Here is a 23,095-nt window from a genome sequence, read left to right as displayed (position 1 = left end):
ATTCATATTTTTTAGCTATATTATAATCTAGTTATATCTTTTATTAAACTTAAGATATACTCTAACTCATCATCATTAGAAATTGAAACCTCATAATCTCCATTTCCCCAATGTCCTGTACTAGATACATCTTTTGATAAATTCTTAGAATCGTTTAAAGTACCCTTCTTTGCATTTAACCACATTTTAAGAGCATTCTTTTATAATCTAAAATCTATTATATTTTTTTTATTGCTTTTAATTGCAATATATAATTTTTTAGGCTCAATCTCTACATCTGGTATCATGTCTTCTATTTTTTCTAAAAATAATTTATATAGCTCAATTATGTTTCCATTAGAGTTTGTATAGTGATCATCTAAAGTGTATTTCTTTATCTCTTTAGATACTTGATTTATTTCCTCACTTTTTGATGAAATGGTATTTATACTTTCAGCATTATCTCTACCTTTTACAGTTTCAAAAGAAATAATATCTCCCATATATCTTTTGATTTCCTACAACACAATACGCAAATCTTTAAAGTTTAAACTATCTTTTTGAAATTTTGAAAAACTTTGAGATATAAATACTATTCTAGTTTGACTGCAATCTATCTCATCTCTTTTAAGAGTTTTATTCATTCTTTCGTTATATTCTAAAATTAACTCAGCTTTATTATTTAGCACGGTTGAAAGATAAGAATATCCTTGATCTATAACACTATAGCTAGTTCCTCTTTTATATTCAACAATAACGAAAGTTTTATTTTCTTTATCAAATCCAAGTGTATCAATTCTATATTTTTTCACTACAAATTCACTTTTTACTAATTCTAAGTTTAAGAGTTCTTGAAGATTATCTTCCATGAATTTTTGTAGCTCTTTCTCTAATTTAAACTCATTTTGTAAAATCCTTTCAGCTTTACCTTTAGATGTTTTAATAAGCATTAAATTATCTCACCCCCCACAACTTTAACATTTATACTTCTATCTCTCCACTCATAAGTTTAGGAAGAAGAATATCTCTTATTTCAGTTAGAACTTGGATTTCTTGTTGGTTTTCTCTTATTTGCTCAAAAATCTTTGTTATAATCTCATTAAATTTACTCATTAGTTTTTCATTGGGTAAATAAAAAGGTATATTTTTTATAATTTTAGAATTTACTGCTGTTGCGATTGATGAAGTATTTCCTAGAGAATTATAGTTAAAATTCTTTAAATAAAGATATAAAAATTCTGTCATATTAGTAATATTTTTATTTGTAAAGTGTGCGATAGCCTCATTAGTTGCCATAGCTTCATTGGTTATTACTACTCTACCTATTGTAAGTTTAAAACTTAATATAACTGTATTTGATTCCACCTTTTTTATATTAAATTTTTCAATGGCTTCTCGTGTAATTTTTTCTCCTGTATTTAAAATGTAAACCCCTGCTTCTCCTAAATCTTTTATTGAAGCCCATTTTATATCCTTTTCTTTTTTAGAAAACCATTGTGTTTCCTTTCTAGGAGGTGTTTTACCAATTGTTATATCAAAAAATTCAGAAATATTATCAAAACTCCATCCTTCTGGAATCTCTCCAAGTTCACTCTCTACCATTTTTCCACCACTACTTCTATATGGCTCTCCATTCTCATTTGGGAAATCAAAATCTATAAACCATCTTTTGAAAAGAGTTTGTGCCATCTCTTCAAGAGTTTTATTCATTTCATTATTAAGCTCTATTTTATCATCAAGAGCTGATAATATTGAGGCTATCTTCTGTTGAACTTTAATATCTTCTGGAATATAAAATTCATACTGCATAATAGCTGCTTTATCCCCCCTTGGCATTTTTGTTCCTTTAGAGGTATTTACTGTATAATCAAAAAATTTTTCTTCTGACATAATATAATATAGATAGTCATTTAAAATATTTTTTGAATTCAAACTTCTTATTATTAAAACATCGTTTGATGCTCCACCATTAAAATCAGCTTTCCATAATTTTTTAAAATAAGTTCTTATATTAGAAAAAAGTATATCATTTTCACTGAAACAATTAACCTTAGCATTTTGAGGTATATTTGTAGCTTTTGTCACTCCACCTCTATTTACTATCATATTTTCTGTTGAGATATAGTTATTTTCATTCAATTCAGAAGTATTTATCTTATTACTTATATATTCAGCTACTTCACCTAGTTTAACTCTTCTCCATCCTTCTTTTAACTCTTCCATATCTTTATTCTCCACCATTATATATCAAATCCTAACTTAGCTAGGTTAGCTCTTATCTCTTCTTCTAGGTGTCTGCTCTTTGCAAATTGCTCAGCTAGTTTTGCACTTAGATCTGCCATCTTTTCCTCGTAAGGGATTCCATCGTCCTCTGCTTCTTCTATTCCTACATATCTTCCTGGAGTTAAGATATATTCATGCCCTTTTATTTCTTCTAATGTTGCACTCTTACAGAAACCTTGAATATCTTCATACTCTCCCTCACCTTTATACGAACCTCTCCACATATGGTAAGTATCAGCTATCTTTTGAATATCTTCAGGTGATAACTCTCTTAAACTTCTTTCTACAAGAGCACCCATTTTTCTAGCATCTATAAATAGAATCTCTCCATTTCTTTCTCTATGCTTAGGGTTACTTTTGTTTCTATTTAAAAACCATATACACGCTGGAATTCCAGTAGTTAAAAATAGCTTATCAGGAAGAGCTACAACGCAATCTACTAAATCATCCTCTATCATATTCTTTCTAATCTCTCCCTCATTTGAAGTATTAGATGATAGCGATCCATTTGCTAGAACTATTCCAGCTGTTCCATTTGGTGATAAATGGTGTGCCATATGTTGTAGCCAAGCATAGTTAGCATTTCCCTCTGGAGGTGTACCATATTTCCATCTAGCATCTCCATCTAAAGATTCATGCCAGTAATCTTTTATATTAAACGGTGGATTAGCCATGATATAATCCATCTTCTTCCCTTTGTGTTGGTCTTTTGTAAATGTATCAGCTGGTTCCTCTCCTAAATCAACCTCTATTCCTCTAATAGCTAAGTTCATCTTACATAGTTTCCAAGTAGTTCCATTACTCTCTTGTCCAAATACAGATATATCTCCAATTCTTCCACTATGGTTTTCTATAAATTTTTCAGATTGAACAAACATACCTCCACTTCCACAAGCAGGGTCATATACTCTTCCCTTTGTAGGCTCTAAACACTCAACTATAGTTTTAACAATAGACTCTGGAGTATAGAATTGTCCTCCATTTTTTCCCTCTGAGTTAGCAAATTTTCCTAAGAAAAACTCATAAACTTGACCAAGTACATCTTGTCCTTTATCTGTTTTAGCTTGTAAGTTAATTCCACCAACTATATCTATTAATTCTCCTAGTTTTCCTTTATCTAAAAGAGGATTTGAATATATCTTATACAGAACATCCTTTAATGTTTTATTCTCTTTTTCAATAGCATACATAGCCTCATCAATTTTTATTCCAATCTCTGGAGTTTTTGCACTTTTAACTATCTCTGCCCATCTAGCTTCTTTAGGAACCCAGAAAATATTCTCTGCTGTATACTCATCTCTTTCCTCTTCGAAACCTTCTCCTTCTTCAACTAATTCATTATATTTGCTTTCAAATCTATCACTTATATACTTTAAAAATACCAATCCTAGAACCACATATTTATACTCTGCTGGATCCATATTGTTTCTTAATTTATCACACGCTTTCCAAAGATTATCTTTGAAATTATCCTTTTCTACTACTGCCATAAAATTCCCTCCTAATAATAAGTTTTACAATCATTATATTAACACTTATAGTTCATATTTCCTATATAAAATAACAATTAATTTAAATGCAATTCATCTTTTGTTTGCTGTAATCAGAATGACCATATGTAATTTAACTTTGGTTCTCAAGGGTCACTGGAGTGCACGCTTAATAGTTTCTCTTTTTTGCTATGCTAAATCGAGCAAACTAGCGTGTTTAGACGATTGACTCTTGCGAGTGTCTAACGACAAAAAAAAAAGTAGACGAACCGTCTACTCGATTAAGAAAATTTATTATTTTCAAGATAAAAAAAGAAAGATCCTAATTTGAATATAGGACCTGTCAGGAAAACGCGGAATAACAACGCTAAGAAATTATTTCTTAAACTATTGATTCTACTTATAAAGTTGCATACTTAGTGGAAACGTACAAAAAAATGACAAGTAATCTTTAAAATACAATGAAAATAAGGTATACTTTAAATAGAGTTGTTATTACCCTAATTCTATAAAGGAGGTGCGAAAATAATAGGAAAAAAAATTAAATCAATTGAATTAAAAGAGATGTCAAACGACATACAAGATTTAAAATAGTGAACAAGATTTAAGTTGTTCTTAATACGAAACTTTTTTTGTTTTTACATTTTTTATTACTTTAATAATTAAATGTGGTAGCCTCCAACTACCCTTTAACATATCAAAAAATTGATATGTTAAAGGGTAATACCAACTACTAAATTTAGTTGGAGGATTATCCTATGAAAAAAACAAAAAATCAGGTTAAGAGCAGCAAAATTAATTGGAGAAAGTATTTAGAGATTTTTTTAACGATTTTGTTAGAGATTTTTTTAACGAGTTTATCAAATCCAAAAATATCTTCTCCTATTCCAATATTTCAACCGAATTCTAAGTTGGAACAAAATTTTAGGAAAAAAGAAAATATAGATACAAACTTCGAAGTAATTAGAGACAGAGAAGTTATAAGAATTAAGTATCGAAAGTTAAAAATTACAGAGTATAAAAACGATGTAAATTAAAATGGGAGGATCAAAAATCCTCCCATTTTTCTTAAGTTGATGGGTATGGACGCTTGGCCTTTATAATAACTATTTTAAAAAGATTCCTTACATCATATCTCTATACTTTTTAAATGTTGGCTTAGTTATATTATATTTCTTTAATATATCAACTTGCTTCATCTGCCTTTGATTGAATAGCTCTATATCCTTTTTTAGTTTCTCCAGTTGCTCTCCTTTAATTTTGTTATCAGCACCAAATTTAACACCCTTCTCCATAGCTTTAGCTCTACCTTCTGCCGTCCTCTTGACAATCTTATTTCTCTCTTCCTCAGCTAGCAGTAACATTATTTCTATAACACCTTTTAACTGAGCTTGAATTAGTTTATCCGTAAAGCTTTTATTATCTTTTTTCAAGTTCTCAATATACATCTGAAATACTGCTGAATCTAATACAACTATATCTATTCCCTTTTCTATTAACTCTAGAATAAGGCTCATAGTCTCATCTTTATTTCTACCTAGCCTGTCTATTTCTTTAATAACAAGTATATCTCCAAATCTTAACATCTGTCTTAATGTATCAAGTCCTTCTCTGTGAAGAGTCGTCCCTGTATATTTATCAACTTGTATTGCTCTGGGGTTTACACCGTAATCTTCTAATGCTTTCAACTGTCTATCTAAATTCTGATGTCTAGTACTAACTCTTGCATATCCGTACATCATTTTAATCACTCCTTTATCTCTTAACTATTTACATATTACCATATAATCTTATAAAGGTAAAATTATATTTAATATAAAGGTTTACTTTAGATAAATTATTACAAAAAGTATAACACTTTATCTTTTAAATTCTCTTGAACTCAAAGGTAAATATATTATAACTTACTTTACTTTTTGAAATTAAAAAAGTTCGCTATTTTAGGGGTAGCTCTGTTAGAATTTAAAATTTTCAAAATCTTGGTTTTTTTCTTTTTCTAAAAAATCAATATATCTAGATATAAATACTAAAAAGTTTCTTTTCAATGTTTTATTATTATCTATTTTTTCTAACATTTCACCAATAGTTAATTTCTCATATATAGTTTCTTTTTGAAATTTTAGCAAACAACTATCAGTAAAATTTTTATATTGGTGTTCATCTAAAACATTTTTAATTAAATTCATTTTTTTTACAAAATCTTGAATATCGTTATCTTCTAATTCTATAAGGTCATTTTCAATGTTTTTTCTTTCCAAAAAACATACTATAATAAAAATAATAAAAACCGTAATTGTTGTGATTATAGTATGTTTATTATATATATATAGATAAATTTTAGAACCTAAAAATGCAGAGCTCACTATAAGTATAACGAATAGAATATTTATGAACTCATAAATGAAGTAAAGAAGAATAAATTCGATAAATTTATTTTCAGTTATGTAAATTTTTCTTAAAATTTTCTTCAACTTTTGATTATCATTAGATACATAAATTTCTCTAAATTTTATTCTAATGTCATTGTTTATTCTATTTTTTATTATTTTTGAAGTTTTAAAAAAATAAAATAAACTTTCAAATAAAATTATAAATAATGTTGTTTTTATATTTAAAATTGCTAATAATGTTTCGTTTTTTTCCTTTATAAAAAAAGCTAATAAAAATCCAATAGAAATATAAAATAACTTTTTAAAAATTATAAAAAATAATATCATTTTCATCACCATCTAAATTATTTGTAGTTTAAAAAAGGCAAGGATCACTCCTTGCCTTTTCCGTAAAAGTTGGTCATCTTTTACTTGATACTTAGCTTGTTGTCTCACTTAGTAAGTATTTTTACATAGTAAGAAGAAAATTATTAGGAATATTAATTTCAAAGAGTACACCCCCTTTCTAAAAGATTGGGTATAAACAATTTTCATTACTAAAGCTCAGTATCTAGGAATTATAATATCATTTATTGCAAAAAATAAAAAGAGGTTTAAGCTCGACCAAAAGCAAAAACCTCTTTATCAGTGTTCTCTTTATATAATATTCCTGATTGAATTATAATTCTTTTTTGTTGAAATGTCAAACAAGATCAATAGAAATTAAATAAATTGCTTTTCTATCTATTCCAACCTCCTATACATTTTTTCTTTATATGTAGCGAACACACATCTCATAACTAGGTTTTATTCTCTCTTTCAACTAATTTTTAAATGATACCGAAATATTAACTACAAAATTTTCAATTTCTAAGTTATATTCAATTATTTTAATATTTTAGTTTTAGATATATCGGCATTACTAAAATATTAGAATTATTGTATTATAGTTATTATTTTGATTATGTTGTTTTTTTAAACCTCTTTCAAAGCCTTATAATTTAATAGACGCTACATTTTTCCGTCGTTTTTCGTTTTTTAACTATTTTTAGAGAACTTTATTGCTAAGGCTCGGCTTATATCATTTGTATCTTTTTTTATTTAAAGTAGACGAACCGTCTACCTACAAAATAAAAGGATATTTTTCAACTACTACTTTTTATTAAAAAATTTTTTCTTCAAACTTTTTTCATATAATGAGTTGTCTAAGTTAATATAAAAAGTGTTATAAGTATAATTTAATCCCCCCCAAAGAAGAACCTCTACCTCCCCCCCAGAGGTTCTTTCTATTTTTTGAAAACCATGTTATACTTAACTGAAACAATTATCAGCTCTGATATTGTGATTAAGTACTTATGGAAAGAATGGTCTAGTCTATGCCATTCTTTTTTTATTGGTTTCTTTTATATTGAATCATTCCTATCTTATCAATTTGTGAACCTCTTTTAATATTAATGTAGACGAACCGTCTCGTAAAAAATTTATATTTGAAGAACGCACCTCTGTAAACTAGGTATATCTTCTCTCTTCTACAAAATTTTAACCTTGCAAATGTAACATCAGTTTCAATTCTTTCAGTTTTAAAACTATATTCAACTTTATCAGCATTTTTAATTTTCAACACTCAAGTATTATTAGTATAATACAACATTCTTTCATATATTTAAAATCTAAAGCATACAACCACTGGAAACGCCTCACAAAGCCAATATTTATCCAACACGCTACATTTTTGTAACGCTTTCTTAAAAACTACATCAATTTCAACTTGTATTCAATACGGGATATTTTAATGGTCGTTTCTCATTCAGTCACTTTAAAACGTGTTTATAAGCACTTTAACTTTTTAGGTATTTTAGTCATAGAATAATTAGATTATTGTTTTATGGGGTCTCGTCGATAACAATGGTAGAAACTTTAAAAAATATTTCTTGATTCTATTGACTTAAACGAAGAAAAAGTGACTTTTTTCGGAAAAAACGAACCGTCTCATAAAAAATTTATATTTGAAGAACGCACCTTCGTAAACTAGGTATATCTTCTCTCTCCTACAAAATTTCAAACTTAAAACTGAAATAACAGTTCCAATTCTTTCAACTTCTAAGGTATATTCAAACTTTTTAGCATTTTTAGTTTTTGGAATTTAGGAATTACTGGAATATTGGAACAACTACCGTATAGTCATAATTTTAATTATATTTTTTTCACAACCCCTCGCAAACCCAGTGTTTCTTCTACACGCCACATTTTCTACTCCTTTTTACAAAAGGTTTATCAAAGCCTTATAAAATCCAACACGGGACAAAAATGTCCCGCTTTATTATTTAAAACTTCTAAACCCCTTTTGTAAGTACTTTAACTTTTTAGGTATATTCACATTGCCATTCCAATGAGCACAAAGCTGGCTACCTTATATCACCTCGTATGGCACTGATTCTGTTATATCAACTCTCTCTCCAAGTCCACTATAACGCAAATATATCCCTTTGATCATAACACTTAGAAAGAACTCTCTTTGATGAATTTCAACGATTATTTGATTATCAATTTTATATTCTAATGAGTTTCTCATAGTTGGAAGTATGTTATTGATTCCTTTAGAAACGTCAGATGATAACTTACTTCTTTTTCACGAAGACATGAGAATTCTCCATACTCTGTAAATAAATATAGATTCACGATTCTACCTTAAAAGAATAATGCTTTTATAGGTTTTCTAGTTTCATCTAAATTGTTACAAATCTTAAAAACATCAGCACGCTTTATTCATTCAACCACATTATAAGCTATCAAGAATGAAGTCAGAATGTTTATTCAATCAATGCAATCATTTTAAATCAACTCAACGAGATTGTGTATTGTCCAACAATGAAATTATAGCTATATCGATTAATATCTTTTTAATAATAACAACTTTTCCAAAGATTGCACTAATTTTTTTATATAAACCAGTTTAACTTAATCTGAATATTAAACAAAACCTTTATAATCATCAACATGGATACAAAGCATTACATTGGTAAAATAAAATCTACCTCCATATATAGTCTGTACAATGAGACGATTCGTCCACCTTTATAAATGAAAAGGGAAATAATAACCCACCACTTTCAACATAATAATCGGAGAGGTATTACGTTACCTCTCCTTACTGGCTATACATTTATAAACCTTCTTATATTGTAATGCTTTATAATCAATTATACATCTTAATTTCTCTAGTTTGATATAATCTTTATAGTTCTTTTAGAAATCCAAAGTTATTAACAGAATTGAAAAATAATATAGAAATTTATATATCATTTTCCAATTTCTCACTATTCATTGGACAAATAAATTCTATTAAAAATACATTATAAACCTTTGATTTTATTAGGTTTTTGATTCTTTTTTACAACTTTTTTGATGTTTTTCCCCCTTGTTAATGGGGGAAAATAGGCATTTTTTGTTGTAAAGTTTTTTACCCTTTTCTAGCTTTATTTATTCTATCCCAATCTTTATAATTTCCTCTAAATTCAACCATAGCTTTCAAAATACTTTTAAGGTACTTTGTTACACTTGCTTTACTCTCAAAATCAAGAAAACTTTCTTTCCTGTAATTTTCTAACCATTTATTTTTCGTTTGTTTCATTCTAATATAATCAAATACACCATCAAAAACTCTTTTTGTCAGAAATAATTCGTGATTATAATTTACAAAAGCCTTAAAATTAGAGTATTTATTTTCTTTTTTTTTGGCTTTCTCAATTCTTTCGCATATGATTTTCACATATAATTCTTCTAACTTTTCAAAATGATTCAAAGAGTTTTTTAATTTAATTTCAACAGCTTTTAAAGTTTCCAATTCATTAAGCTTTGAAACCCTTTTCACTCTTATTTCCGTTCGTGTATTATATTCATAACTCGGCTCAACCTTGTGTTTATCATAAATACATAACTCTATATTCCTATTCTTAAGCAGGTAACTTCTTGTTTTTTGATCAAATAAATTTTTAGTTTCTAAAACTTGTATCTCTTTTAGCTCTATGGCAAAAGTCCAATTATTATGTTTGAAATCTTTTTATTTCCTTCAAAATTTTTAAAACTGTCAATGCATATATCTATTCTTTTGTTAACATATTGTGTTACATCAGCTTTTTCAATACTTTTCTTTTTCCAGCAAATATTCTTGTAAATTTTTACTTCCACTTTCCCGTTATGAATATTTAACTTCACTGTCATCAATTCATCTTTTCTACTTAAAATTTTAATTGAATTGTTTTTTTAAAGTTTCTAAATTTGTTATGATATTAAGACACTCTGTATCTATACCTGCTTTATCTTTCAACACTAAAATACCTCCACAGAAGTATCAATCCATAATTCCATTTTAAATTATTCAGTTGATACTCTTTTTTATTTTTTTCAAATAAAATTATAGAGAACAAAACCGACTTTATCAAAAAACGGAATACAACTCTATCTGTTATGAGTCCCATCAGGAAAACTTTCAATAACAACGCTAAGGATTTTAGAACATCCATTTAACCTTTGATTCTATTGAGAAAATTGAATATTTGGTGCCGAAGGACAAAAAAACCGACGCTTGGTCAATAGAGTTATCTTTTTTATAATTACAGCAAATTCACTAACGCTAATGGATTAATTTGAAAAAAGAATAACCTTACTTTAATAGTAATAATATATAAGTTTTATAAAAATATATTACATATTTGGAGGTTCTTTATGGAAAATATTGATTTTAATAATATTGAGTTTGCCATTATCATTCAATGTTCAATTGCAAAAAGAAGATGCAGTGGATTCTATTGCGTTCAATCATTTTATGATAAGAAGGGGGCATTTTCAAATTATCCAAAAGATAAAAATATAATGTATTTATCTATGGAATGTGGAGGATGCTGCGGAAAAGGAGTTTCAAGCTTACTTGGACATTTTAATAGAAAAATGGTTGATTTTTATAAAATTCCTAAGGATAAGACAGTAGTTCACTTAGCTTCTTGTATGACAAATGATCATCACCATTATGATAGATGTCCTCATCTTGAATACATCAAAGATATCATTGTTAGAAAGCATGGATTTAAAAATATTATAGAAGGTTCTTTTATTTGGTCTGGTTCTGAAGAGTTGCGTGAATCTGGAAAATACAATACTTATTAAAATCAAAAACTAAATTTTTCTCAAGGTACTTTCTATAAACTTTAAATTTATATAACGATTGGAGGGAATTGATATGACTGATGATGATCTTTTATTAAAAGCAAAAAATGGAAATCATGAAGCAATGGAAAAAGTTATAAATCAATACCAAAAACTAGTTTATAAAAACAGCCAAAATTTTTTCTTAAGAGGCGGAGAAGGAAATGATTTGGAACAAGAAGGATATATTGGATTAATTAAGGCAATCAAAGCATATAAACCAAATACGGAAGCTACTTTTACTACTTTTGCAAATCTTTGTATCCGGAGACAACTGATTACAACAATAAAAAAAGCTAATACAGACAAACATAAAATTTTTAATGATTCTATAATTAAAGATAGTTATTCTGAAAATATTGAAAAAATAGATTATAAAACTCTATCCTTATGTTTTCATACACCAGAAGAGTTGCTTTTAGGAAAAGAGTTAGTTGAACTATTAAATAATTATTTAGATAAAAATTTAAGTGACTTTGAAAAACAAGTTTTTAGTCATTTGATTCAACAAAAAACATATATAGAAATTGCAGACATATTAGGTGATACACCAAAACGTATAGATAATACTATTCAAAGAATTAAAAAAAAGGTGAAAAGATACTTAAACAATAAAAATGAGGTATACTAAAGTATACCTCATCTCTTCATAGGAGGGTTTCCCAAATTTAGTGTAAATTGTAAAAATTGAATATATATATTTTACCTTCTTGGCTATTAATTTGTATAATTAAATTAATAACTGAGGAGGTTTTTTTATGGCTAGAAAAAATTCAGAAGTAAATCCACTTGTTAAACAATTAATTGAAGAGAATAAGATTAAATCTGCTAACGACGCTCAAGATTTTATGAAAAATATGTTTAAGGATATGGTTAATATCTTGATGCAAGCTGAGTTTGATGAATCTATTGGATATGATAAATACGACAGAGAATCAAGCGCCAACACTACCAACAGTAGAAATGGATACAATTCTAAGCAAGTTAATACTTCTCTTGGAAAAGTTCAAGTTGATATTCCTAGAGATAGGGAAGGTCAATTTGAACCAACAATTGTTCCCAAATATTCTAGAGATATTTCTGATATTGAAGATAAAATTATCTCTATGTATGGGCGTGGAATGACTATTTCTGAGATTAATGCTCATCTTGAAGAGATTTATGGATTGACGTTCTCAGCGTCGCAGATTAGTAGAATTACTGATAAGGTTTTTGAAGAGATAGATACTTGGAAAAATAGGCCATTACAAAAATGTTATCCTTTTGTTTTCATGGATGCAATACATTTCAATATTAAAAGTAATGGTAAAGTTTCAAATAGAGCTGCATATGTTGTTTTAGGAATAGACCTAGAAGGAAAAAAGGATATTTTGAGTATTGTAATAGGAGAGAATGAAAGTTCTAAATTTTGGTTAAAAGTTGTAGACGAATTAAGATCTAGAGGGGTTGAGGATATTTTTACTGTGTCTATTGATGGTTTAAAAGGATTTGGTGACGCAATCTCAACTATTTTTCCAGAGGCTCAAATACAACGTTGTATGGTACATCAAATTAGAAATACATTAAGATTTATGAATTATCAAGATAGAAAAAGCTACGCCCAACAACTTAAAAATATTTACAATGTTACTAATGCGGAATCAGCATTTCAAGCTTTGGAAGCTTTGAAAAATGACCTTCCTGAATTTGCGCCAGCTCTTAGAAGTTGGTATACTAATTGGAATGAGTTATCGCTTTTTTTCAACTTTCCTATGGAAATTAGAAAGATGATCTATACAACAAATATAATTGAAAGTTTAAATAGCCAATTTAGAAAAGTTAGTAATTCTAGATCTATTTACCCTAGTGAAGATGCTTTATTAAAGATTCTTTATCTTTCTAGTAAAAATATTATGAAAAAATGGAATCAAAAAATTAGAGGTTGGGAAGGAATCTTAAGAATGTTATCAATAGAGTATGAAGGTCGTTTAGAGAAATATTTGAAATAAAAAAAGCTATCTTATCAATAAGTACCTTTAAAAGTACCCAAGTTAAGATAGCCTATTTGGACATTTAAAATTTGATAGCTAAGAAGTTAATTTACACTAAATTTGGTATACTCCCTCTTTATGTTGTAGCATAGTTCCCCATTACTATGCAAAAAAAAGTATCCAGTCTCTTTCTTATTTTCCTATTAAAGGAAATCCAAGTTGGGATGTTGTAGTTAGTTATAAAAAAGGAACTTACTTGTCAAAGGCCTGTAAAACTTTTATTGAATTAACTAAGACATATTTTAATTTTACACTTGATATTTAAAACTTAACTCTGAAATAATATATAAATTAAATATATTTATCTATTCAATATACAAAAAAAGTTGCAGCTTTAAGCTGCAACTTTTTAATAATCAAACTGTCTATAATATCTTCTAATATCTAGAGAGTGTTTTGTATTATCTTCAAAATGAAACGCCAATCGATCAACCAAAACTGTTGATGCAATTGTTGGTGCTATTATCCAACGATATTTTTCATCTATTCCGTTTAATTTAAAATCTAATGTATCAATAATACTTAATTTTTTTGTATATTTCTTCAAAAACTTTTCAGCTCTATCATCTAAAACTCTTGTTTTTCCAGAACCTTTAACTAAAAATACACAAGTATCTTCCTCTACTATTTCTAAAGTTCCATGGAAAAATTCTGAACTTGTAACAGACTTTGTTTTTAACCATTGCATCTCTTCTAACAAACACATTGAGAATAGATACGTCTCACCCCACACTTCACCACCACCAATCCAAATCATATATGGCTCTTTATAATACTGTTTTGCCATTTCTTTTGCTTGAGGATCAAATTGTAATTTTGCCTCTAATAAATTTTCTGGTAGTAATAATAACTGATTTCCAAAATCATTATAATCTAAAAACTCTCCTCTATTTGACAAAATTTTAAAAAATAACCAAAATAATAGCATATACTCATACTCTACACCATTTTCATGTCTCATTGGAATTACATAATTAGAATTTTTAGCTAAAGGAGATTCTAAATTTTTTGTACAAGATATAACTCTTATCCCCATCTCTTTATATTTTTTAGCCATTTCAACTGTTTCTTTTGTATCTCCTGATTTTGACAAAGTTATTATTAATGATTTTTCTGTTAAAGCCTTATGTCCTCTTACAATTAACTCCGCTGCTTGTTCTACATAAACAGGTAGTTCTGTAAGTTGCTTTGCAATCTCTCCCATTGCCATTAAAGGTGCTAAACTACCACCAACTGCTGTAAAGAATATATTTGAAAATCCATCTTTTGTAACTATATTAGCAATTTCTTCTGCTATTGGTTTAGCCTCCCCTATTAGTTTAGCACTATTTCTATACTCCTCCTCTTTAAATTTTAACATTTCAGAATATTTTGACATAATTACCCTCCATTTATATTTATATTTTACTTTTTAAAACTAAATCAAAATCTGTAAAAATCTTTTTTTCTACATTAATTTTCTTTTCTTGAGCTATTTTATAGCTTAATATTTGAATTGGAATAATATATAACAAAGTTAAAAAATTTGGATTTACATCTTTTGATACATTCAAATTTATTGTTTGATTATCTTTATTCTTACTATTTGTTATAATTGTTGAAAATCCAATATAGTTTTCCATATATTTTTTTAAAGTATGTAATCTTTTTGACAATGTAATATTTAAGTCTAAATCTAAATAAAATATGGCATTTGAATTATTAGCTTCTAAATATGGTCCATGCATGTATGCTTCAAGTTCATGACCTGTTGATGGACATCTAACTACTTCTGTAAATTTAGTTTCGAACTCTTTTGTAATACCATAATTTGCCCCATAACCTAAACATATAAATCTATTTATCTCTCTTAAAATTTCTTTATTTTTTTCAAAGTATAAATTAGTATTTTCAATAACTGTGTTTATATTGCCAATCAAATATTCCAACTCTTCAAAATATTTAAAATGTTGATTTTTTAAATTTATTCCCAATAAGAATAAATTTAAAACAGTTCCACTAAAACCTTTAGTTACAAATCCTACATTTTCTATACCTATATTTAAATCTAAAATATATTGTGAATATTTTGTTATTGGACTTTCTAAGTTGTTTGTTACTATTATTACTGGTTTTTTTAATACTTCAGCTATTTTTTTAGTAGCATTTATTGTTGAAGTGCTTTTTCCACTTTGAGATATTACAATAATCAAATCTAAATCTAAATCTATTTTTTCATAATCATAAAAAATAGATGGTTCCTCTATAAAAACTTTAGCTTCTAATATATCTTGTAAAAAATATTTGACTGTAATTGCCGCATTAATAGAAGAACCTGTAGCTAAAATTAAAATTCTTTTAATTTTATAGTCTTTTAAATCTTTTAAAATATGTTTATTTTTATCTTGAAAATTTAATAAAATATTTGTTAAAGTATTCTTTTCATCATGTATATTGCTTAACATAGTTTCCATAAATGTACCTCTTAAAAGAACCCAACTAAAGTTCCAAAAATTCCAAATATTGCCATTCCTAAAAGTATTGTTATTGGTTTAACATTTTTATTTAATAAATAATACACAATACCAAACATTCCTAATTTTAAAATACCAGGCATTATATCATCTAAAATACTTTGGACTTCTATTGTTGAACCTCCAGCTTTAAAAGCTAATGGTGTTGAAATATCTACCATTCTTGCTGTCATTCCTCCAATAACAATTAATCCTAATATAGTTGCTCCGTAAGTAACTTTCTCAACTGCTCCTGATTTTTCAAGTTTAGTTAAAAAGTCTACCCCAATTTATACCCTAACTTTATAAAAAGATATCTTATAATTATATGTGGAATATTAAATACCAATAGAAATAGAATTGGACCTAATATATTTCCTTGTAATGAAAGAGCTGTTCCTATTCCTGTAGCAATTAATCTTAAAGTTCCCCAAAAGAAAGAATCTCCTATCCCTGATAATGGACCCATTAATGCTGTTTTTATTCCATTTATTGAGTTTTCATCAAATTTTCCATCTTTTTATTTCCCTCTTCAAGAACTACTGATATTCCTAACATTAAAGTTACAATCCAAGGAGTCATATTAAAAAACTCTAGATGACGTTTCAAAGCTTTTTTTAATTCTAAATGATTATTTGTATATATTTTTTTTAATATTGGTGCTATTGCATATGCATATGCTAAGTTCATTTGTCTTTCATAATTCCATGAGAATTCCATTTGAAAAGATCTCCAAAATATCTTATTCAAATCTTTTTGCGTAATATCTTTCTCATCTTTTTTATTAGAAATCATCATCACCATCTCCTTTCTCACTTAAGTTTCCACTTTCTACTAACTGTCTTTGTGACATTGGATTTACTGTTATTAATGCTATTAAAGCACCAAATATTGCAATTCCTGTCAATGGGATTTCTGTATAAATTGCAATGGCAAAGCCAACGAAAAAATATGGTAAAACTTTTTTATTTATAAGAAGTTTTGCTAACATTGCAAATCCAAGAGTTGGAATTAATCCAGTTGTTATTGCTAACCCTTTATGAATAAATTCTGGTATTGCCTGTAAAACCAAAGATACTGCATTACTTCCTAATAAATATGAAAAGAATACTATTATCGCCAACATCAAAGATAAACCAAATCCAGATATTAAATGCATACGCTCTATTCCTTTTATATTACACTCATCTGCATATTCATCAGCTTTGTGACCTAATATTGGTATAACAACTCCTAGATACGCATTTTTTAAAATTAAAGTAAATGTTGCAATTGGTAAAGCCAGTAATAAAGCTGTCTCTGCACCAGCACCTGAAGATATTGCAAAGGCAACTCCTAATATTCCTCCAGTTACTACATCTGGTGGAATTGCTTCTCCATAGCAAAAGATCCAATAAAAGCTAACTCCAATGTAGCTCCCATTATCAATCCCATTTTTAAATCTCCCATTACTAACCCAGTTAAAAATCCAGTTACTATTGGTCTTGATATTAAGCTTGTTCCTAAGGCATAATCACATTGAGCTATAAAAGCTACTAATGCTAATAAAAATGCTTGCATCATATCTATCCTCCCCTTTTCTATCTATATAAAACTTTATTATCATTAGCTACTTGTCTAATTTCAATCTCAATCCCCAAACTTTGAAGTTCTTTTAAAAGGTTTTCTTCTTCTTCTAATAGATTTACTGCTTTTGATATATTTCTGCTATTTTCTCTCGCTTTAACTCCTCCTAGATTTATTTGTTTTATGTTACCTACCTCACTGGCTATTTTATAAGCATCCTCAACAGATTCTACAACTATAAAAAGTTTATATTTATCTGTAACACCAGATTTTAAAGCTTGTATTGAGTCCTCTATATTTTTTATTACTAATTTTACTTCTTGTGGTTTTGCTAACTTCATTGTTGTTTTTCTTAATTCATCATTTACTACACTGTCATTAGCTATCAATATACAATCTGCTCCTAAATTTTGTATCCATGAAAATGCAACTTGTCCATGTAACAATCTATGATCTACCCTTAATAAAAGAATCATAACACTCCTCCATTTTTAGAACTCTTGGTCCTCTTCTATTTTTTTTTCTAGCTCATCATTACAATAAATTAAAGAATTACTACATTCTTCTATACTTTCACGTATCAATTCCTTTATATTGTCATAATCATTTTGTTTTTCTATTAATGTTAAAATTAATGGTAAATTTACTCCTGAAACAATATTTAAATTTTTATAGTTAGATATATTTTCTAAAAACTCATTATTTACACTTCCTCCAAATATATCTGTTAAAACAATTAACTCTTCTTTCGGATATTTTTTTAAAATAAATTCAACTTCTTCTTTTAAATTAAAATTTTGAGTTATATAACAATTTAATATTTCTAAATTATCAATATTTCCAATAATTAATTCGATAGATGTTTTTATTCCTTCTGCAAATTTTCCATGAGTTGCAACTATAAATTGAATCATTTTATCCCTCCTTTTTTTATTGTTATTATTGATATACCTTTTTTAATTTTTTTAGTCAAATTTTTCATATTTTTTGTTTATTTCTCTAGATTATTCGATATTAATGAGGTATTATATTACTGTAAAATCAATGTTTTTTTATATACTCACGTTTTTTTATATATAATTTTTTCGTTTACTTTAATCTATTTTTTTAACAAAAGGAGATACTATAATGAAAAAAAATCTAATTATTGAAAAAAATTTTACACATTACTCATTTATGAATAGCAAGGTAACTTTTTCAAAACGATTTTCTAAAAATGATATATTGCTCAAAGAGTATATAATAAAAGAAATAATTGAAAAGGATTTAAGAAAAATAACTTTAACAAAATCAAAATTTTTAAAAATTTTGAATTTAAGTCAATTTGATACTATCGATTCTTTTTTAACTAAATTTACCTCTAAACGAATTAACATAACTTATGAAAAATCTGAACTTAACTCTTTTGAATTATCTTTATGTATCATATCTTCATACTTAAAAAATAATGATACCTATGAATTAAATATTAACAATGATTTTTATAAAATTTTTAATACTGAAAAAAATGATTTTAAACTTTTTCAATTAAATATACTTTTAAGTTTTAATTCATCTTATTCAAGAAATTTATTTCTTTTTATTAAAACTATGTATAATAATTCCACTATAGATATTTCTCTAGAAAATCTTAAAAATATAATTGACTTTGAAAATAAGTATTCTCGATTTTATGATCTTGAAAATAGTATCTTAATCCCAGCTTTAAAAGAGATTGAAACCTTTACTGGCTATAAAATTGAATATCACAAAATTAAGAAAAATTTATGTAATAATAGTAAAGTGATTGGAATAAAATTTATAATTATTAGTACTCCTGAAACTATCAAAGAAAAAAATTTAAGTGCTCTTTTTAATTTAATTAAACCTTATTCTGAGAACACTACATATTTAAACCAATTAATTGAAAAATATTATGAATCTAAAAGTTATGAATATTTAAAAAATAATATTTATTATTCTTTTATTCATAATAACGGTAATTTTGATAAATTTTTAATAGAGTCTATAAAATACAACTATGTTCAAACTAAACATAATACAAAACTTAAAACTTATTCTGAGAAATATAGACTTATAAGTAATACAAAAATCAAAATTAATGATTTTAATATGTTTAAAAATACTCTTTTTAAAAATTGACAATGTCAATTTATCTCACGCTTATTTAGTTTCTAACTTTTTTAAAGTTTTGAACTCTGATAATCTAAAAGCAAACGATGACTCACCATATAGTAAATTTATTAATAATCTTAATAAGAATAAAACAAGTTTTTATGAAGACAATAAAATTATTATTTTAGCTGAGTTTAACGCTAGTTACTTTAAAAGTTGGATATCTATTTTTTTTAAAGAGTAATACGAGGGTTTCCCAAATTTAGTGTAAATTGTAAAAATTGAATATATATATTTTACCTTCTTGGCTATTAATTTGTATAATTAAATTAATAACTGAGGAGGTTTTTTTATGGCTAGAAAAATTCAGAAGTAAATCCACTTGTTAAACAATTAATTGAAGAAAACAAGATTAAATCTGCTAATGATGCCCAAGATTTTATGAAAAGTATGTTTAAAGATATGGTTAATATCTTGATGCAAGCTGAATTTGATGAATCTATTGGATATGACAAATACGACAGAGAATCAAGCGCCAACACTACCAACAGTAGAAATGGATACAATTCTAAGCAAGTTAATACTTCTCTTGGAAAAGTTCAAGTTGATATTCCTAGAGATAGGGAAGGTCAATTTGAACCAACAATTGTTCCCAAATATTCTAGAGATATTTCTGATATTGAAGATAAAATTATCTCTATGTATGGGCGTGGAATGACTATTTCTGAGATTAATGCTCATCTTGAAGAGATTTATGGATTGACGTTCTCAGCGTCGCAGATTAGTAGAATTACTGATAAGGTTTTTGAAGAGATAGATACTTGGAAAAATAGGCCATTACAAAAATGTTATCCTTTTGTTTTCATGGATGCAATACATTTCAATATTAAAAGTAATGGTAAAGTTTCAAATAGAGCTGCATATGTTGTTTTAGGAATAGACCTAGAAGGAAAAAAGGATATTTTGAGTATTGTAATAGGAGAGAATGAAAGTTCTAAATTTTGGTTAAAAGTTGTAGACGAATTAAGATCTAGAGGGTTGAGGATATTTTTACTGTGTCTATTGATGGTTTAAAAGGATTTGGTGACGCAATCTCAACTATTTTTCCAGAGGCTCAAATACAACGTTGTATGGTACATCAAATTAGAAATACATTAAGATTTATGAATTATCAAGATAGAAAAAGCTACGCCCAACAACTTAAAAATATTTACAATGTTACTAATGCGGAATCAGCATTTCAAGCTTTGGAAGCTTTGAAAAATGACCTTCCTGAATTTGCGCCAGCTCTTAGAAGTTGGTATACTAATTGGAATGAGTTATCGCTTTTTTTCAACTTTCCTATGGAAATTAGAAAGATGATTTATACAACTAATATAATTGAAAGTTTAAATAGCCAATTTAGAAAAGTTAGTAATTCTAGATCTATTTACCCTAGTGAAGATGCTTTATTAAAGATTCTTTATCTTTCTAGTAAAAATATTATGAAAAAATGGAATCAAAAAATTAGAGGTTGGGAAGGAATTTTAAGAATGTTATCAATAGAGTATGAAGGTCGTTTAGAGAAATATTTGAAATAAAAAAAGCTATCTTATCAATAGGTACTTTTAAAAGTACCCAAGTTAAGATAGCCTATTTGGACATTTAAAATTTGATAGCTAAGAAGATTTACACTAAATTTGGTATACTCCCCTTCATAGGCTCTTATAATGCATTTTACAAAGCCGTTTTTATTTATATTTTTCTAAAAACTCTACTATTGCTAAATTTAGCAAACTTGTTTTCGAATATCTCTTTTGATCAGCAACAAATTTATTGAACCTCTCTTCTATAGCCTTTGAGAGTCTAACTGTTGAAACTTTAACATCTTCTAACTTCACAAACTCATCTGGAACATATAATATATTTATATCATCTTTATCACATACTTTATCCTTCTTCAAAAGCTCTAACAAACTATCAGCATTATCCAACAAACTCTTTAGCTTTTCAAGGTCTTTAGTTGTTGGTATAAACTCTATTTGATTTTCTATCCCTTCATGCTGTATAGTTACTTCTAGGTTTTCTCTAACTAAATGATTCCCAAACTTTTCTATCCATTCTTTATAAGATTTAGGACTGCTTCTAAACTTTGTTTTTATAATTTCTTTTTCTTCAACCCCATTGTTAATCATTTCTTGAATCTCATTTATTTTTTTTCTCGTAGCTGGTTGCATTGTTGACGGTCCCCCTTAATGATATAGTCTAGCTATAATATATCATAGTTACAGGCAATAATTCCAATACTTTTCGAAGTAGTATACTATTAACATAACTGAATTACACACAATCTTTTTTCTAAGGGTTTTCGAATGTTTTCTTCTTTTAGTAAAAATTCATATACTACCCTTAGGATATAATACTACTATATCTAGATTTTTCAATACATTTCAGTGTAGTATACGATTCATACATTTGCGTTATACCGTAGCATTCATTTCTTTTAATATTTTGTTTACTCTGTTATTTAGTAACATACCTCTTAGTTTATTGCCGTTTTTATCCAAAAGTTTCTCTTTAGGAATATCCTCAACTGTATATATTTTTGTCTGCTCTAATTTAGGTTGTTCAAACTCTACAATTTCATATTTAGATTTATTAGCTATATCAAAACCTTTTTTTATAAACGGATTATGTGTTTCTCTATTTTCTTCCAGGTATTTTTTATATAATTCTTCATAGTCAGCTTTAGATATTTTAATTTTATCTATTTTTTCTACTTGATTTACTAATTTATTTTCTTTTCTCTCTTGGCTTTGATCTTGATATTCTTTCAAATCCTTTTCCCCTAAGAATTGCTTTTTCTTTATAACTGAATTTTGTTCAACTTGCTTTTTCTTTTTAGCTTTCCAGGTGAAAACTAACGTTTCAACATTTCTTCCTTTTTTCAATTCTTTAAGTTCTAATCTTTCAAAGTTTTTTCCCAATTCTTCTAAACAAGGTTTAAAAATCTTTTGCCTTATATTTTTCATCAAATAAGTGTTAGGAATGCCCATTATTTCTCTAAACTCATTTATTTTTACAATATATTCTCCTGTACTCTCCCATTGTTTTAATAGTCTAAACAATGTTTTAGGATATATTCCTTTTAAACTCACAAGCTCTCTTAAATCAAACATTGTAAAAATCTTTACTAAATCATCTATCATATATTTAAATATTTCATTTACTGAAAAGACTATACTTTTATCCTTTGGTTTTATTGTTATAACATCAAACAACCCAAAAATAACTATGTCCCCATTTGGTAATTCTATCTCTTGATTTAATTCTTTTAATTTTCTTGATACTCCTCTTATATAATTAGTTAGTCTAGCTTGGTTTTGTTCTTCTTGTATTAACTCTTTAATTTCAGAGTAAGATATTATTATATCTTTAGTTTTTTCATCTCTAGACTTTAATAATAGACTAAAAAATACATCTAATTCTTTTGTTGTAAAATTCCCCAACTTCAATTTATTAATATCATTATGATATTTAATTAAGTCCATTCGCTCCCCCTTTTTACAATTTACTTTAATAGTAGTCAT

General features: G+C 27.0%; 23 protein-coding genes and 3 pseudogenes. 6 read left to right on the top strand and 20 right to left on the bottom strand.

Annotated features, from left to right (window positions below):
- Nucleotides 1-20 precede the first annotated feature (20 nt).
- The 5 genes from NON08_RS14265 to NON08_RS14245 are packed head-to-tail and all read right to left on the bottom strand — an operon-like array spanning nucleotide 21 to nucleotide 3,752.
- Nucleotides 21-185: a hypothetical protein gene (locus tag NON08_RS14265; protein ID WP_256692255.1), complete on the bottom strand. Its 165-nt coding sequence runs from the start codon at nucleotides 183-185 to the stop codon at nucleotides 21-23.
- Nucleotides 186-200: 15 nt separating this feature from the next.
- A complete protein-coding gene (locus NON08_RS14260) occupies nucleotides 201-482 on the bottom strand; it encodes a DUF5655 domain-containing protein (protein WP_256692280.1) in 282 nt (93 codons plus the stop codon).
- Nucleotides 483-497: 15 nt separating this feature from the next.
- Nucleotides 498-929, bottom strand: a complete 432-nt coding sequence (locus tag NON08_RS14255) for a hypothetical protein (protein WP_256692279.1) — start codon at nucleotides 927-929, stop codon at nucleotides 498-500.
- 31 nt (nucleotides 930-960) lie between these two features.
- A complete protein-coding gene (locus tag NON08_RS14250) occupies nucleotides 961-2,202 on the bottom strand; it encodes a restriction endonuclease subunit S (protein WP_256692278.1) in 1,242 nt (413 codons plus the stop codon).
- Nucleotides 2,203-2,219: 17 nt separating this feature from the next.
- Entirely contained in the window at nucleotides 2,220-3,752 is a 1,533-nt protein-coding gene (locus NON08_RS14245) for a type I restriction-modification system subunit M (protein ID WP_256692251.1), read from the bottom strand.
- A 758-nt stretch (nucleotides 3,753-4,510) separates the two neighbouring features.
- Here NON08_RS14245 and NON08_RS14240 point away from each other — a divergent pair.
- Nucleotides 4,511-4,789: a hypothetical protein gene (locus NON08_RS14240; protein ID WP_256692250.1), complete on the top strand. Its 279-nt coding sequence runs from the start codon at nucleotides 4,511-4,513 to the stop codon at nucleotides 4,787-4,789.
- A gap of 87 nt (nucleotides 4,790-4,876) precedes the next feature.
- Here NON08_RS14240 and NON08_RS14235 read toward each other — a convergent pair whose 3' ends face one another.
- The 6 genes from NON08_RS14235 to NON08_RS14210 form a co-directional block, all read right to left on the bottom strand.
- Nucleotides 4,877-5,494 carry a recombinase family protein gene (locus NON08_RS14235; RefSeq protein ID WP_256692277.1) on the bottom strand — a complete coding sequence of 206 codons (618 nt, stop codon included), beginning with the start codon at nucleotides 5,492-5,494 and terminating at the stop codon, nucleotides 4,877-4,879.
- 213 nt (nucleotides 5,495-5,707) lie between these two features.
- Nucleotides 5,708-6,469, bottom strand: coding sequence for a hypothetical protein (locus NON08_RS14230; RefSeq protein WP_256692276.1), 762 nt, complete (start codon nucleotides 6,467-6,469; stop codon nucleotides 5,708-5,710).
- Between the two features lie 1,042 nt (nucleotides 6,470-7,511).
- Complete coding sequence (locus NON08_RS14225; RefSeq protein ID WP_256692245.1) at nucleotides 7,512-7,745, bottom strand: hypothetical protein; 234 nt, start codon at nucleotides 7,743-7,745, stop codon at nucleotides 7,512-7,514.
- A 786-nt stretch (nucleotides 7,746-8,531) separates the two neighbouring features.
- Complete coding sequence (locus NON08_RS14220; protein ID WP_256692244.1) at nucleotides 8,532-8,693, bottom strand: hypothetical protein; 162 nt, start codon at nucleotides 8,691-8,693, stop codon at nucleotides 8,532-8,534.
- Nucleotides 8,694-9,581: 888 nt separating this feature from the next.
- Complete coding sequence (locus NON08_RS14215) at nucleotides 9,582-9,992, bottom strand: hypothetical protein (RefSeq protein ID WP_256692275.1); 411 nt, start codon at nucleotides 9,990-9,992, stop codon at nucleotides 9,582-9,584.
- A gap of 152 nt (nucleotides 9,993-10,144) precedes the next feature.
- The gene (locus tag NON08_RS14210) at nucleotides 10,145-10,342 is read right to left on the bottom strand and encodes a hypothetical protein (protein WP_256692274.1); all 198 of its coding nucleotides are present in this window, start codon (nucleotides 10,340-10,342) and stop codon (nucleotides 10,145-10,147) included.
- Nucleotides 10,343-10,846: 504 nt separating this feature from the next.
- On the opposite strand from NON08_RS14210, the gene NON08_RS14205 reads away from it, so the two are divergent.
- The 3 genes from NON08_RS14205 to NON08_RS14195 all read left to right on the top strand — a co-directional run bounded on the left by NON08_RS14205 (nucleotide 10,847) and on the right by NON08_RS14195 (nucleotide 13,311).
- The gene (locus tag NON08_RS14205; protein WP_256692273.1) at nucleotides 10,847-11,284 is read left to right on the top strand and encodes a CGGC domain-containing protein; all 438 of its coding nucleotides are present in this window, start codon (nucleotides 10,847-10,849) and stop codon (nucleotides 11,282-11,284) included.
- A 73-nt stretch (nucleotides 11,285-11,357) separates the two neighbouring features.
- Nucleotides 11,358-11,954, top strand: coding sequence for a sigma-70 family RNA polymerase sigma factor (locus NON08_RS14200; RefSeq protein WP_256692272.1), 597 nt, complete (start codon nucleotides 11,358-11,360; stop codon nucleotides 11,952-11,954).
- 127 nt (nucleotides 11,955-12,081) lie between these two features.
- On the top strand, nucleotides 12,082-13,311 hold the full coding sequence (locus tag NON08_RS14195; protein WP_256692271.1) for an IS256 family transposase: 1,230 nt from the start codon (nucleotides 12,082-12,084) through the stop codon (nucleotides 13,309-13,311).
- 391 nt (nucleotides 13,312-13,702) lie between these two features.
- On the opposite strand, the gene NON08_RS14190 is transcribed toward NON08_RS14195, so the two are convergent.
- The 7 genes and pseudogenes from NON08_RS14190 to NON08_RS14160 all read right to left on the bottom strand — a co-directional run bounded on the left by NON08_RS14190 (nucleotide 13,703) and on the right by NON08_RS14160 (nucleotide 18,325).
- Nucleotides 13,703-14,731, bottom strand: a complete 1,029-nt coding sequence (locus NON08_RS14190; RefSeq protein WP_231549786.1) for an SIS domain-containing protein — start codon at nucleotides 14,729-14,731, stop codon at nucleotides 13,703-13,705.
- A gap of 19 nt (nucleotides 14,732-14,750) precedes the next feature.
- Entirely contained in the window at nucleotides 14,751-15,806 is a 1,056-nt protein-coding gene (locus NON08_RS14185; RefSeq protein ID WP_256692270.1) for an SIS domain-containing protein, read from the bottom strand.
- A gap of 11 nt (nucleotides 15,807-15,817) precedes the next feature.
- Nucleotides 15,818-16,314 (bottom strand): annotated as a pseudogene (locus tag NON08_RS15165) (PTS system mannose/fructose/sorbose family transporter subunit IID).
- Between the two features lie 20 nt (nucleotides 16,315-16,334).
- Entirely contained in the window at nucleotides 16,335-16,640 is a 306-nt protein-coding gene (locus tag NON08_RS15160) for a PTS system mannose/fructose/sorbose family transporter subunit IID (protein ID WP_256692269.1), read from the bottom strand.
- Nucleotides 16,630-17,405 (bottom strand): annotated as a pseudogene (locus NON08_RS14170) (PTS mannose/fructose/sorbose/N-acetylgalactosamine transporter subunit IIC). The gene NON08_RS15160 and the pseudogene NON08_RS14170 overlap by 11 nt, the downstream one beginning before the upstream one ends.
- A 20-nt stretch (nucleotides 17,406-17,425) precedes the next feature.
- Entirely contained in the window at nucleotides 17,426-17,887 is a 462-nt protein-coding gene (locus NON08_RS14165) for a PTS sugar transporter subunit IIB (RefSeq protein ID WP_256692268.1), read from the bottom strand.
- A gap of 15 nt (nucleotides 17,888-17,902) precedes the next feature.
- Entirely contained in the window at nucleotides 17,903-18,325 is a 423-nt protein-coding gene (locus NON08_RS14160; protein WP_256692267.1) for a PTS sugar transporter subunit IIA, read from the bottom strand.
- 214 nt (nucleotides 18,326-18,539) lie between these two features.
- Here NON08_RS14160 and NON08_RS14155 point away from each other — a divergent pair, with 214 nt between their 5' ends.
- Both NON08_RS14155 and NON08_RS14150 read left to right on the top strand, forming a co-directional pair.
- The gene (locus NON08_RS14155) at nucleotides 18,540-19,553 is read left to right on the top strand and encodes a replication initiation protein (protein WP_256692266.1); all 1,014 of its coding nucleotides are present in this window, start codon (nucleotides 18,540-18,542) and stop codon (nucleotides 19,551-19,553) included.
- Between the two features lie 369 nt (nucleotides 19,554-19,922).
- Nucleotides 19,923-21,106 (top strand): annotated as a pseudogene (locus NON08_RS14150) (IS256 family transposase).
- Nucleotides 21,107-21,256: 150 nt separating this feature from the next.
- On the opposite strand, the gene NON08_RS14145 reads toward NON08_RS14150, so the two are convergent.
- Together NON08_RS14145 and NON08_RS14140 are read right to left on the bottom strand one after the other, a co-directional pair.
- Entirely contained in the window at nucleotides 21,257-21,742 is a 486-nt protein-coding gene (locus NON08_RS14145; RefSeq protein WP_256692265.1) for a hypothetical protein, read from the bottom strand.
- 243 nt (nucleotides 21,743-21,985) lie between these two features.
- A complete protein-coding gene (locus NON08_RS14140; RefSeq protein WP_256692264.1) occupies nucleotides 21,986-23,056 on the bottom strand; it encodes a replication initiation protein in 1,071 nt (356 codons plus the stop codon).
- Nucleotides 23,057-23,095 lie beyond the last annotated feature (39 nt).

Origin of the sequence: Cetobacterium sp. NK01, from assembly GCF_024506395.1 — a bacterium.
Taxonomy (GTDB): Bacteria; Fusobacteriota; Fusobacteriia; order Fusobacteriales; family Fusobacteriaceae; genus Cetobacterium_A; species Cetobacterium_A somerae_A.
This window is presented reverse-complemented; position numbering and strand designations above follow the sequence as displayed.